This window comes from Paenibacillus ginsengarvi (genome assembly GCF_003626695.1).
GTDB classification, from domain to species: Bacteria; Bacillota; Bacilli; order Paenibacillales; family NBRC-103111; genus Paenibacillus_AB; species Paenibacillus_AB ginsengarvi.
This window is the reverse complement of the sequence record NZ_RBAH01000010.1, coordinates 182,965-195,995: the sequence shown is the minus strand read 5'-3', so window position 1 is coordinate 195,995 and position 13,031 is coordinate 182,965. Positions and strand designations below refer to the sequence as shown.

The window sequence follows — 13,031 nt, the reverse complement described above, 5'->3', positions numbered from 1 at the left end:
ACCAATCCGGTGACCTACACGGTGACCGCAGCGGATAACTCTACGAAGAGTTACAGTGTAACCGTGAATGTAGCAGCGAACCCGGCGAAGGCGATCACAGCATTCAGCTTTGCTACACCGGCTGTTGTCGGTATGGTGGACGAGGGAAGCGGTACGATCACCGTAAACGTACCGTATGGCACGAATGTCACCTCGTTGACGCCGACCATTACGCATACAGGTGCTAGCGTCTCGCCAGGAAGCGGAGTGGCGAGGGACTTCACCAATCCGGTGACCTACACGGTGACCGCAGCGGATAACTCTACGAAGAGTTACAGTGTAACCGTGAATGTAGCAGCGAACCCGGCGAAGGCGATCACAGCATTCAGCTTTGCTACACCGGCTGTTGTCGGTATGGTGGACGAGGGAAGCGGTACGATCACCGTAAACGTACCGTATGGCACGAATGTCACGTCGCTGACGCCGACCATTACGCATACAGGTGCTAGCGTCTCGCCAGGAAGCGGAGTGGTGAGGGACTTTACCAATCCGGTGACGTATACGGTAACCGCTGCCGACAACTCCACGAAGGATTACATCGTAACGGTAAATGTGGCAGCAAACCCGGCGAAGGCGATCACGGCGTTCAGCTTCGCTTCTCCGGCTGCTACGGGCACGGTGAATGAGGCGACCTATACCATTGCCATTAACGTGCCTTACGGCACCGACGTCACATCGCTGAAGCCGACGATTGCGTTTACGGGCGCGAGCATCTCGCCAGGCAGCGGCGTGGCGCGTGACTTCACCAGTCCGGTGATCTATACGGTGACCGCTGCGGACAACTCCACAAAGGATTACACCGTAACGGTAAATGCGGCAGCAAACCCGGCGAAGGCGATCACAGCGTTCAGCTTCGCTACACCAGCTGTTGTCGGTACGGTGGACGAGGGAAGCGGTACGATCACCGTCAACGTACCGCATGGCACGAACGTCACCTCGTTGACGCCAACAATTACGCATACGGGCGCGAGCATCTCGCCGAACAGTGGAGTGGCGCGTGACTTCACCAATCCGGTGACCTACACGGTGACCGCAGTGGATAACTCCACGAAGAGTTACAGCGTAACGGTGAATGTGGCATCGAACCCAGCGAAGGCGATCACAGCATTCAGCTTCGCTGCACCAGCTGTTGTCGGTACGGTGAACGAGGCGACCTATACCATTGCCATTAACGTGCCCTACGGCACCGACGTCACATCGCTGACGCCGACGATTGCGTTTACGGGTGCGAGCCTCTCGCCGAATAGCGGCGTGGCGCAGAACTTCTCCAGCCCGGTGACCTATACAGTCACTGCTGCGGACAACACCACGCAGAATTACGTGGTGACAGTGACAGCCGCTGCCAATCCGGCTCCTGCAACTCCGCAGCATCTGACCGCGGATAGAGCGGACGGCCAGGTCGTTTTAAACTGGGACACGGTGACAGGCGCAACCTATTACAGCGTGTACCTATCCGTCGTTCAAGGCATGTTTACCGAACCGGCATCTGCAACAGTAACGGGTGCGACGTACAATATGAGCGGGCTAACGAACGGCACGACGTATTATTTTATCGTAAAAGCCGGCAATTCAGGAGGTTTGAGTGCGGCATCGAATGAAGCCATAGCCACACCTGCCGCCGCTCCTAGCGCACCTACACACGTGACAGCTATTGCCGGGAACGGGCAGGCAACTATTTCCTTTATGCCGCCAACCGATAACGGCGGTTATGCCATCACCCAATATGAAGTGACAGCATCATCAGGAGGTATCGTACAAAACGGAGCCTCCAGTCCAATCACAGTCACCGGCTTGACTAATGGCGTAAGTTATACCTTTACCGTAAAAGCGATCAATCAAGTCGGAAGCAGTCCGGCTTCCGCTGCTTCCAACGCAGTCACCCCAACTTCCTCAGACGGCGGTGGCACCAACGGCAGCAGCGATAATAGCGAGAACAACAGTAGCAATGATGATGATAATAACAAGAAGCCTATCGCTTCAATGGCCGACATCCTCCTTAATCATCGAGTGGTCGAGGCTGGAGCGAGAACAACAGTGGATCGCGATAATGCGATTCTGAGGATAATTGGCGACCGGGCCAAGCTTGAGAATCGACTTGCGGAGGAAGAACAAGGCACGATCATCACCTATCAGGCGAACTCAAGCTTTGATAGGGTTATAGCTGAAATGGACGGCCAATGGGTCAAAAGCATGGCAAAAAAGCAAGCTGTCATTACTCTCAAAACCGATCAAGCCACGTATGTATTGCCAGCTCAGCAAATCAACATCGAAGCTCTAGCCAGGCAGTTTGGCGAATCCATCGCTTTGCAGGACTTGAAACTGAAAATAGAGATCCACACACGAGCCGCGGTTAACACGATCAATGAAGCCGTATCCAAAGGCATGTTCACCCTTTTGGCGCCACCGGTTGAATTTATTATCCAGGCGACCTACGGCGATGCAGCAATCCAGGTTTCGAAGTTCGATACCTTCATGGAACATTGGATCGCGGTTCCAGACAACGTGAACCCATCTGCAGTGACGACGGCTGTGGTCGTTGAATCGGATGGTAACCTCCGTAATGTACCGCTCCAAGTCATTCTGGAGGAGAACCGGCACTATGCGAAAGCCAGCAGCCTGACAAGCGGTATATTCGCCATCGTATCTCATTCTGCGGAATTCAATGATGTGGGGAGCCATTGGGCCGAACAAGCCATTAACGACATGGGAGCGCGGATGATCGTTATGGGTACGGGAGACAACGCGTTTGAGCCGGATCGGAAGGTTACACGTGCGGAGTTTGCTGCTATACTCGTTCGCGGGCTAGGACTGCCCCTGGAGAGGGGGGCCGCTCCATTCTCAGATATTTCCCCGGCGGCTTGGTTCAACAATGTCGTGTATACAGCGTATACCTATCGCTTGCTTACCGGCTTTGAAGACGGAGCGTTTCACCCGGCTGATCCGATCACTCGTGAGCAAGCGATGATCATGCTGTCTAGGGCGATGACGCTCACCGGACTGAAAGCTAAGCTGCCCGGCCTATCGGCAGACAAAGCGCTTCTTCCGTATACGGATGCGGTAGCTGTTTCCAATTGGGCGCTGGACGGAATTGCGGATAGTATTCAAGCAGGAGTCATGCAGGGGAAAAGCGGCGGAAAGCTTGCACCACAAGACTTTTTGACGAGAGCCGAAGCGGCAACCATCATGCAACGCCTGCTTAAGCTTTCCGATCTGATCTGATATTCGCTAACATGAGGTTATCCCGCACGTCTTATCGGCGTGCAGGATAGCCTTATTTTCCTATAAGAATAGGGTGCATGGTGAGAACATATCGAAGTCCGGCTTATACAAAAATTTCGGAACACATGATGGACAACCGCTTAAGTAAACTTCAGATATGGTATGCTTGGACTAAGATATGAATATAGCAGGAGGATTTATTTAATGGAGTTACCATCTGAACAGCTCATTGAAATGCTTGGTCATCCGTATAGTCCCAGGAATGTTCAAGCTTTGCTGCAATCATTCGGCGTCAAGCGAATGCCAACCCCGAACAGCTATTTCAACGACGATATCATCTGGTCTGTGAAATCATCGATACGCATCGATATTTATCGCCCATCAAAAATAAATGATATAACTGGACTCAAGTATACAAATCAAGATGAATGGATCATAGGAGCCATACATTTTCTTGCACCCGGGTCGGATGATAGAATAAAAGCTCCGTTTCCCGGATACCTTCTCAAGGGAATCACGATGAGCTCAACACCAGATGAGTCGATAATGGCATATGGTCAACCTGAACTGGATGAAGAATGTGACTGGCCAGGATTTTCCGGCCGAATTCTGGCATGGCGCAAGCCGGGTATAAATATCGTAATTGAATATGCGGACAGTGAGATCGATAGCGTGATGAGAAGCTACACGGTCTGTTTAATTGGCTGTATAGGCGCCTGGCGAGACGATAATCCTGAAGTCTTCGCTCCCTGATTGCTGGTCGACACTTTCAGATGGATAGACGTGAAATCAACTCAAGCAATATCCCCTCCGGTTCGACAGTGTCTTAACCTCCATCATACCATGAGGTCTTTTTTCACTATTTACCGTGAGGGGATAATACCAAAATTTACTTCCTCCTAGCAGGTGTCCACTTAAAGCCACAGTTCATACAACCGTTGACAATTTCACTTCTCCCAACGAACCCGACGAGGATACTAACGGGTAAGGACAAACTAATTGAAATCCAACAAATGACGCCAATAACCGCTATCAGACCATCCATCACTACACTATCTATGCTACTTCCACCACTTCCGATTTTCATATTCATTATATAAAGATAAGCTCCAACCATACCGACTAATAATAATAGGATAGGAAGTAAGGCCATCCACCCTAGTGTTTTGAACATACTAGCGAAGTTGTAACCTCTCTTGTTGGCTACAATCTGCGGTGACTTGCATTTGCGGCAAACAACGGGATTGACATTGCTTGTACCGCTCGATTGATTCCCCACCCTTCCTGCTTGGCTGACAGGAGTACTGTTTACTTGGGAACTAACCGCCCTAGATTGAACGCTTGTAGTCCTGTTAGCTTGGGCGGGCGTTGACTTATTGGGCTGATTGAATGTAGTTCTAGTATTACGTTGCACTCTTGAACTCCCTCCTGAAGAATGAATGTTTGTAGGTATATTGAACTATTCGGTAAAACTTTCCAAAACCCTCTTTACGGCCTTTCAAGGGAGGTGATTTGGAGTGCATGGTAAAAACGAAAATAACCCGCAGGTCGCAACGTCGCAACCTGAGCGGGTTATTCTCGTTTCTTCAGATCCGTCGTTACCTTATACCATAGCTCGGTGTGGCCGATTTTACAGAAGTAGGAGGGCTTTCAGTACCGCTGCTATCTACTGCTGTGACCTTGTAGTAGTGCGCTTTGCCGATAGCGGCCGTTGTATCGGTGTAAGTCGTACCGCTAACCTTATCGCCTATCGTCTGAAAGGGGCCGTTCGCAGTGTCCGAGCGCATTACGTTATAGCCTGTTGCGCGTTCAACCGCCTTCCAGCTGAGCGTCACTTTCCCGCTACTCACGTCAGTCTCGGCTGTAAAATTCCCGGGAGTCGAAAGCTGTAAAAGGCCAGGGTTTATTGGTATTACTATTCCAGGATTGATTGGCGTAACCCGGATGTCTTTCAAATCAATAGCGGGCACCGGCTTAGCCTCTTGAACAAGCGAGTCTTTGCTTTCAAAACCGAGGTTATTCATCGCTGTGATCTTGTAATAGTAGGTTTTGCCGTTTTCCACTGTCGTATCGGTGTAGGACGTATTGCTAACTTTGGAAGCGATTGTTTCGTAAGGACCATCCACAGCATTCGAACGCTTCACATTGTAGCTTGTTGCATCGGCAACTTGGTTCCAACTGAGGGCGACCTCTCCGCTGGACGGCTTGGCGATGAAATTGTCGGGAGCAGGCGGGATGACCAACTGGATTAAAGGATCGCGCTGCAGAATATCCGGATTTACCGGAATAACCTCGATCAGGTCCAACCCTTTGTCAACGAACGCCCAGTTGCTAAGTCCGCTTTCGCCATTTTGATCCTCTGCCGTGACGACGTACAGGTAGGAGGAGAGGGCAGAAGCCGTCGTATCGGTGAACGTAGAGCCGGTAACTTTAGTAGCTATCGTTTCCAAGCCTTTGGAAGTAGCGTGAGATCGTTTCACGTTATAGACGGTGAAGCCCACTTGATCCCAGTTCAGAACGACTCCTGACCGATCCCTTGCTGCTTTCAAATTTTTTGGCGGCGGCGGCGGCAGCTTCGCGATATAGACCTGTAAATTAGGAGGTGCTGTGCTTTCGCCATGCTGATTGACGGATCGGACTCGATAGTAGTACGTATTGCCTACTTTAGCTGATGTATCCGTAAACGTGTTAGCTGTAACGTTGGATCGCAATGTCGTAAACGGGCCAGCCGGATTTTCCGCGCGGTACACGTTATAGCTCGTTGCAGGGCCAACCTTTCCCCAGCTCAGTTTTACATCGGTTCGGTCAATAATTTGTTCACCGAACCTTCCCGTTACAAACATCACCCGGTCCAAATCGGCTTTCAAGTTGCCGGGCGGCGGCGGTGGCGGACAATGGAATTCGTGCGTATATAGCGGAGCATTCAAGTCAAGCAGCGTCTTCTTCACTTTCCCTTTAGCTACCCATACATCATAGCCCGCGATCACATCCAGCTTGAGAAAAGCGTCAACGCGGATATTATCGCACCGTCCCTGCTCGTAATACCGATAGTAGCCAGCCCGGATTCCGGGATAAATATCAACGCCCGCATAGGCAATATCGAGTAAGCTCAGCGTCAACTGAAAATCCGGACCGGCAGCAAGACTCGCATTGACATTGGAGTTCACTTCCAATGTTGCTGTGTTCGTTGTCTTATTAATCGGTCGGAAGCCATTGCTGAGCGAATAGCTGAAGCCTTGTTCAAGATGGAATTTATCCTCGAATTTGATCTCCAAGGAGGCTTTAAAGTCAGGATCGATTCTCAAATAAAGCTGCCCTTTAATAAATACGCCGGTAAAAACAGGCACATAAAACGGCGTTGTCAAAGGGATAAATTTGGACTCGTTCATGGCTCTGCTTGCCTTCACGGTCACATTTGTTTTAATATCGCCGGTAAGCACCAGTTTGGCATAAAAATCAAGGTCCACATCGAACCAATCGACATCAATATCCAGGCCAATATCGGCAACAGCCCCCACGTTGCAGAAATTCATGCGAGCATCAAGAATGATTCCCTGGTAGCTTGCATTATTCATACCGATATTGAAGCATGGCAGCTTCACGGATACGTCCTGTATCGATACGTCGCTCGTTGTTATCTGGATCGAAGGATCAGCCGGGGTGAGCATCTTTGGGTTAATCGGCTCGATCGTATGAACGTCAAGCTTGGAAAATACTTCTCTGATTTTAGGAACGGATGTTTTCACAACAAGAGCGCCATTCTCATGACTAACGGATTCTGCTTTTTTCGCAACGCCGCCAAAATATTCCTCATTCGGAGGCAAGATAAACACATCGCCGACATCTATTTTCAAATCCGCATCATAAATGATCCATGTATCGTCATCTTTTTTCGAATATTTTTTACTCTTGCTTTGTTTCACTTCGGGTCTGTACTCGACAATTTTGCGAATAGCTTCCGGCTCCGGTGACGGCAATTGCCCCGGTGAATAATGAAGGGCGCGCACGGCCATAACGGCTGCTTCCGCTCGGGTGGAATTATTGCCGCCTTTAAACGTACCGTCCGGATACCCTTGAATGATTCCCGTCATCAGCGCTGCTTCGATCAAATCGCGATTCATCTTGATATCCGCTTGATCGTTCACATTTCCAAGTAATTTCTCTTCCTTTTGCGGCGGGAGCTGCAGCGCTCTTACGATCCAAACGGCCATTTCATAACGCGTAATGGGCTGATTCGGCTTAAAGCCGTCTGGATAATCGGTGAGAAGCAGGATTCCGTTCATGAGTCCCGCAGCGATGTAGGGTACCGACCAACGCTCCTCTTCAACGTCTTCGAACGGAACATACCTGGAATCTTGCGGAAGTTTGATTAGCTCTACGAGCATCTTCAGAAACTGCTCCCGTGTTACTTGACCATCAGGCCGGAACGATCCGTCCTCAAAACCGGCCACGATGTTCGCTGCGAAAAGCTCCATAATTTCTTTGTTCGCCCAATGAGACTGAATATCCTGGAACTGGGCAGACTGCGCCCCGCCATCGTTACTGCTCTCAGCAGCAATAGCCAGATACGGAGCGAATAGGCCGTACAACATCAGGAAAATCGATGTCCAGATCAAATACTTGTTGCTTCTTCTGAAAATAAGAAACACCTCCATGAAATTGGTTTGAAGAAATGAATTCACAGAAAATGCTCATGCGCTATCGCTTTCGAATATATCAGAAGAAGTGTTTCGAAAACGCTTCAAAAATGTTTCGCAGTCCCGTACAGCCAAGCTTTTTTCGGTTAATCGTCGCTTGCTGCTCCTTCTTTCCTTCTCCGATTAGGAGTATTGGCACGTCAAAAGTACCGCCGGCTGCCTGTATAATCATGGTAAGACACACCAATTTGATGAGAATACATGGAAGCTCGCTGCCTCCAGGAGGTGGAACGAAACAAACCCAAAACAGCGATATGGCAGACGCTTCTAGATAAGAGGAGGTAACCGTTTCGCAGATGATATGGCACTTACGTAGCGCAATCCGGGACGGTACAGAGAGCTTGTACCTATCCGTTCGTTCCTTGTTGGAAAAATACCGATGGATCGGCTATTTGTATGCGGTTTTTGCCTGGCTTTCGTTTTTGATGCTGCTGTACAGCCTGTTTGCAATCCAAGAGTCGCGCACGATGCTGCTCCAATACGCGTGGTCGACCTACGTGCTGCTCCAGTTTTGGGTGTTATGCCGCAGCAAGACGATTACATGGAGAGCGTATTCCTTGTTTGTCCTCGCGGGCATTGTGGGGGTTGTTCCGTTTACCGCGTTTACTGTCAATTCCTTTCATACCGTTTTTGGCGGCACGCCGGACAGCACGTGGTCTGTCGCCGTGCTTACGCCGATTTTGGAGGAGCTGTGGAAGCTGCTGCCGCTTGGCGCGTTTTTGCTCTTTTCGCGCCGCGGCTCTGCGCTTAGTTTGAGCGATTATGCGCTGATCGGGGCCGCATCCGGCGCCGGTTTCCAGTTGATGGAGGAGATGACTCGCCGCTGGATTACATCCAGTTCCATGTATGGGCAGACCCTACTGGGCGGCAAGGTCATTCATTGGGATATCTGGAGCTTGTTCACCGGACAGTTTGAGGAGAGCTACAATCCGACGCTCTTGATGGTCGGCCATCCGGTCCATACGGCGCTTATCGCGCTCGGCTGCGGATTTGCGATGCGTTTGCGCAAAGTGCGCTATGCCGCCTGGGCAGTCCCGCTTGTGCTGCTGCTGTGGGCGATTCTGAACCATATGGCCTGGAACGGGCAAGGGCGATTGCCGGATTGGGTGTTTACGATTCACGGCTGGACCGGCAGCGGCTACTGGACGAAACCGTTTTTCTTGTTGCTGCTGGTTATTGCGCTTGTGTACGATTATTGGGGACTGAATCGCGTTCGTGGCAAACTGCCGGCTATTCCGAAGGAAGGCTTTCTTAATCCTTTGAGCGAATGGTGGCGGATAACGGACGCTTTGCTGACGGACCGGGGCCGTTTCGTGTATTGGATGGATTTTTACCGGGAACGGCGGAAGCTCGGGTTTCTGTTTCTGTACGGGAATGAGGAGGCGAAAAGCCGTGAGGAAGAGGTTCACAGCCGGGTAAACGAGATTCTTCGTGCGGTAACCGGTGCTGCGCTATTGCTGCTGCTGCTGGTCGCCGGGGCAGCGCTGCTTCCTGCCGCTTCACCTCCCGTAGAGGGCTCGTGCTTCTCCTGCATGTTCGATTCGCTGCAAAATTGGTGGGATCGATTGGCCTGGTATGAGCAGCTCGGGCTGGTTCTCGGCGCACTTGCGCTTGCCATGCTGTTTGTCGGGTTTTGGCCGGCTCTTGGGATTGCGATGACGCTGGCCAGCATTGCGGGGAGCGGACATGAGATTGCCGCATATATCCGTGATCCGCGCAAGCTGCTGACGCCGGCGAACGCTCTCTCCGTCGCGGTCGGTGTGGTGCTGAGCCGGATTCCGTTCGGCAGGGCAGTGGGCTGGATGGCGCGTAAAGCTGGAGCTTATGCAGGCCGCCTATTCCAAAGGCTGTTCCGCCGCATGCCGAAGCCGGATGTGCCGCGACCTCACGGTTCACAGCCGAAGCCGCCGCATACGCGCGGCGAAGGTCCCGAGCCGGAACCGAACAAGCCGAATGACGGGAACGGGCCGGTTCCGCCCAAGAAATCGTACCAGGAGGTCGAAATTGTGGATAAGGCCGGCAAACCGGTCGGCGAGTTCGACGAGATTGATTTGGAGCGCAAAATCTTTTATGAAGATAAAACCGCGAAGGGGCTGGACCGGGTCAATCCGCGAACGGGGCGGCCGACCCAAACGCCGCAGCAGTTTACCGACAAGCAGCTGTATGAAAAAACGCGCAACCGCATCGAAAATCTGAAGGAAGCAGCTGCCACACGGGCAACGGCAAACGGCTCGAAGGAAGTGCCGTCCCTGGATGAAATTCGATCGATCCGGGAGTTTACTTTCCGCCTGGATGGCGATACCCCGGAGCTGCGCGCAGCGGCGGAGAATAGCCTGAACCGGCTGCGGCAGGAATATCCGGATTATACATTCAACATTTTGTTTGGAGGGAAGCCGTAACATGTCGATTATTGCTTATATTCCCGGTGCACGGACGGAAGAGGAGCGCCGGTTTCATGTGCCGGTGGCGACCGAAACGTTTTTCGCCTCATACTGGCAGCCTGCTGCCGAGCAGTTGAAGCTGCAATGGATTCCCTTGTTTTCTACCGGAGTGGACATCGAACTGGTCGATCTTCCCGATGTGCTGGAGGAGCTTGGCCGCCTGAAGCAATGGGGACAACAGCAGGCGCCGAGCGAGCAGCGCGAACAAATGCTAAGCCGGATTGAGCTTCTGGAAACCGGGCTGCCCCGAGCTCTGGAGTACGGGCATCGTGTCGTCTATATCGGCTGAGAGGCATGTCGCACGGGGCGCAGGCCGTTCCCGATTTTCCCCCGGTAAGGTATGATGGACGGGGAAGAAGTTTGTCTCATTGGGGGGAGCAAAGCGATGCCGCAACTCATTTTTGTCGTGGGCGGAGCCGGAGCGGGGAAAACGACGATAGCTAAAGCTTTGGCACGGAAACGAAAGCTGGCGTTTTTGGATATGGATACGCTGCTGCGTCCTGCGGCCGTGTCCTTGATGACGCAGCAAGGACTTGACCCGAATGACCGCGATTCGGCGGAATACAAACGGCTGTGCCGGGACCTGGGGTACCGGATTACAATGGATGCCGCCTTGGAAAATGTGAACGTTGGAACGGATGCGCTTGTCATCGGTCCTTTTACCAAGGAAACGGAACAGCCGCAATGGCTGGAGGACGAATTGGCGAGGGCGCGTTTGTCGCATGCCGATGTGGACGTTAAAGTTATTTGCGTCTACCTGGGGGATGAGGAGACGTACCGGGCGCGTTTTGAGGCGCGCAGCTCGGAGCTGGACCGCTGGAAGCTCGAGCATTGGGAGCAGTTTAAGACAAGCCTGGTGCGAAGAGAGATTCGTTGGCAGCTGGGGGCCGACTCGATCCTGTACATGGACAACTCCGAGCCCCTTACAGAGGAACGGCTGGCGATGCTGGAACGGTTTCTGGATGGTGTGTAAAAAGATAGGCATATTGAATTCATGGCTCTCGCTGATTATTGGCGGGGGCTTTTATTGATTTACTCTCAGTTATGGAACGGAACCCCCAATGACGTATTTCTTGTTGAGTCGACATTATTTTTACGATTTCGCTTGAAATAGTGCCGGTTCAATGTAAAATAATGTATAGTCGAATAGGTCGATTTTCCCCCGACCACCGAACTATATACGAACATCGCATTACAGCGGTTAGAGCTGATGCCCACAGGAGGTATTTTCAATGAAAAAGTATAAAGCAGTGGCTGGTCCTAAAAATGTACACGTCGGAAAAGGCGATTCTCAGGCGGCCTTTGATTTATTTGCCGATATCATTAACAGAGAAGCTAAGCAAGGCTGGGAATACCATTCCATGGAGACGATTACGGTAACGGAGAAGCCGGGCTGTTTTCAGCAAGCGATCCCCCAAAACTATTACATGCTCATTTTTGTCCAGGAGTAAGTGCTTTTCCATAGACAAGACGAATCTAGTTCAAGCTCTGTGAGAGATGATATATGAAGGATAACCAGATGCATAATGACCGTATTCAGCCATCGGAACTCATAGAAACGGAGATCCTCTGCGGGGATATCCCTGACAAGAACCTGCTCGTTCAATCTCTCTTCCCTGAGGCGGATGCGAGTGATCCTAGAAGCGTCAATTACCAACGGACGCTTGTTAGACCTGTAATTCGGTGGGGATCGCTGTCCCTCAATATCCTGGTGATGCTGCTGGTATCTGCAAGTGTGTTTTACCTGGCAAGATACTTCGGGGCTGCTTATTGGGTAGCCGTGTTGATTACGGCGATTTTTACGTTAAGCTATTGCGTTATACGTCTCAAACGAATTACCCTTTGTACCGTGCGCCTGTATCAGCATTTCGCACCCGACTACATACGGAACCGTTGTAGATTCGAACCTTCTTGTTCCGAATACATGATTCTGGCGATATCCCAATACGGTACGTTTAAGGGCATACGTAAGGGAGTACTGCGACTGAAACGTTGTAATTCTCATGGAGGCGGCCATGATTGGCCCTAATGGAATACTTACAGGAATCGGAACCAAAGCGGTCTGCTCCCATTACGGGAGTCGATAGCTTTGGTTCTTCTCAATTCAGCAGCGAGCAGGTCGATGAACCGACCATGAAAACGTACGTTCCTCGTTTCGCTTAAGCTAATACGGTTTGAAGTCCACGAAGACGGGGGGCGGCGGAACTGCCGAACCGGTCTTCTTTTTTTGCTTCTACAGCATCCGCACGCCTTCCCGCAAATAATCGCGGAAACGGTCAAAAAGCGTGGAGCGGATGCGATCTTCATTGAACGCCACATACATATACCGTTTATACGGATTTTGCGGAATCGGGCGGCTCAGCAGCTCGCCTCGCTCCACCTCCTGCATAATCGCCGCGCGCGAAATGAACGAGATGCTTTCGCCCGACAAAACCGCTTTTTTGATCGCCTCCAGCGAATCCATCTCCATGCCCGTTGTAGCGCGATCCCCAAATCTTTCGCCCATTTGAGCGTCATACTGCGCGTGCTGGAAGCTTGGCCGTGCAAAATAAACGGCACTCCTTGCAACTGCTCCGGGTATAGCAGCTCGCTGCTCGCCAGCCGGTGCTGCGGGGAGAAGATGCACACCAGCTCG

General features: G+C 51.5%; 10 protein-coding genes. 7 read left to right on the top strand and 3 right to left on the bottom strand.

Annotated elements, in window-relative coordinates:
* Window positions 1–50: 50 nt before the first annotated feature.
* Window positions 51–209: a hypothetical protein gene (locus tag D7M11_RS38260; protein WP_240041132.1), complete on the bottom strand. Its 159-nt coding sequence runs from the start codon at window positions 207–209 to the stop codon at window positions 51–53.
* Between the two features lie 115 nt (window positions 210–324).
* Here D7M11_RS38260 and D7M11_RS15790 point away from each other — a divergent pair, with 115 nt between their 5' ends.
* Window positions 325–3,258, top strand: a complete 2,934-nt coding sequence (locus tag D7M11_RS15790; protein ID WP_147433444.1) for an S-layer homology domain-containing protein — start codon at window positions 325–327, stop codon at window positions 3,256–3,258.
* Between the two features lie 204 nt (window positions 3,259–3,462).
* Window positions 3,463–4,011, top strand: coding sequence for a hypothetical protein (locus D7M11_RS15785; protein WP_120748197.1), 549 nt, complete (start codon window positions 3,463–3,465; stop codon window positions 4,009–4,011).
* 845 nt (window positions 4,012–4,856) lie between these two features.
* Here D7M11_RS15785 and D7M11_RS15775 read toward each other — a convergent pair.
* Window positions 4,857–7,940: an S-layer homology domain-containing protein gene (locus tag D7M11_RS15775; protein ID WP_120748196.1), complete on the bottom strand. Its 3,084-nt coding sequence runs from the start codon at window positions 7,938–7,940 to the stop codon at window positions 4,857–4,859.
* Window positions 7,941–8,251: 311 nt separating this feature from the next.
* On the opposite strand from D7M11_RS15775, the gene D7M11_RS15770 reads away from it, so the two are divergent.
* From D7M11_RS15770 to yidD, 5 genes are all read left to right on the top strand, one after another.
* Window positions 8,252–10,354: a PrsW family intramembrane metalloprotease gene (locus tag D7M11_RS15770; protein ID WP_120748195.1), complete on the top strand. Its 2,103-nt coding sequence runs from the start codon at window positions 8,252–8,254 to the stop codon at window positions 10,352–10,354.
* Between the two features lies 1 nt (window position 10,355).
* Entirely contained in the window at window positions 10,356–10,685 is a 330-nt protein-coding gene (locus D7M11_RS15765) for a hypothetical protein (protein WP_120748194.1), read from the top strand.
* Window positions 10,686–10,781: 96 nt separating this feature from the next.
* Window positions 10,782–11,369: a P-loop nucleotide/nucleoside kinase family protein gene (locus tag D7M11_RS15760; protein ID WP_120748193.1), complete on the top strand. Its 588-nt coding sequence runs from the start codon at window positions 10,782–10,784 to the stop codon at window positions 11,367–11,369.
* Window positions 11,370–11,628: 259 nt separating this feature from the next.
* Window positions 11,629–11,847: a DUF4177 domain-containing protein gene (locus tag D7M11_RS15755; protein ID WP_120748192.1), complete on the top strand. Its 219-nt coding sequence runs from the start codon at window positions 11,629–11,631 to the stop codon at window positions 11,845–11,847.
* Window positions 11,848–11,900: 53 nt separating this feature from the next.
* Window positions 11,901–12,425, top strand: a complete 525-nt coding sequence (gene yidD, locus D7M11_RS38065; RefSeq protein ID WP_205127060.1) for a membrane protein insertion efficiency factor YidD — start codon at window positions 11,901–11,903, stop codon at window positions 12,423–12,425.
* A 204-nt stretch (window positions 12,426–12,629) separates the two neighbouring features.
* Here yidD and D7M11_RS37925 read toward each other — a convergent pair whose 3' ends face one another.
* A complete protein-coding gene (locus tag D7M11_RS37925) occupies window positions 12,630–13,022 on the bottom strand; it encodes a LysR substrate-binding domain-containing protein (RefSeq protein ID WP_420818382.1) in 393 nt (130 codons plus the stop codon).
* Window positions 13,023–13,031 lie beyond the last annotated feature (9 nt).

Coding starts and splice junctions, on each gene's coding strand:
- D7M11_RS38260 (WP_240041132.1), bottom strand. CDS start 209: ATGGTCGGCGTCAACGAGGTGACATTCGTGCCATACGGTACGTTTACG.
- D7M11_RS15755 (WP_120748192.1), top strand. CDS start 11,629: ATGAAAAAGTATAAAGCAGTGGCTGGTCCTAAAAATGTACACGTCGGA.
- D7M11_RS15785 (WP_120748197.1), top strand. CDS start 3,463: ATGGAGTTACCATCTGAACAGCTCATTGAAATGCTTGGTCATCCGTAT.
- yidD (WP_205127060.1), top strand. CDS start 11,901: ATGAAGGATAACCAGATGCATAATGACCGTATTCAGCCATCGGAACTC.
- D7M11_RS15770 (WP_120748195.1), top strand. CDS start 8,252: ATGATATGGCACTTACGTAGCGCAATCCGGGACGGTACAGAGAGCTTG.
- D7M11_RS15760 (WP_120748193.1), top strand. CDS start 10,782: ATGCCGCAACTCATTTTTGTCGTGGGCGGAGCCGGAGCGGGGAAAACG.
- D7M11_RS15765 (WP_120748194.1), top strand. CDS start 10,356: ATGTCGATTATTGCTTATATTCCCGGTGCACGGACGGAAGAGGAGCGC.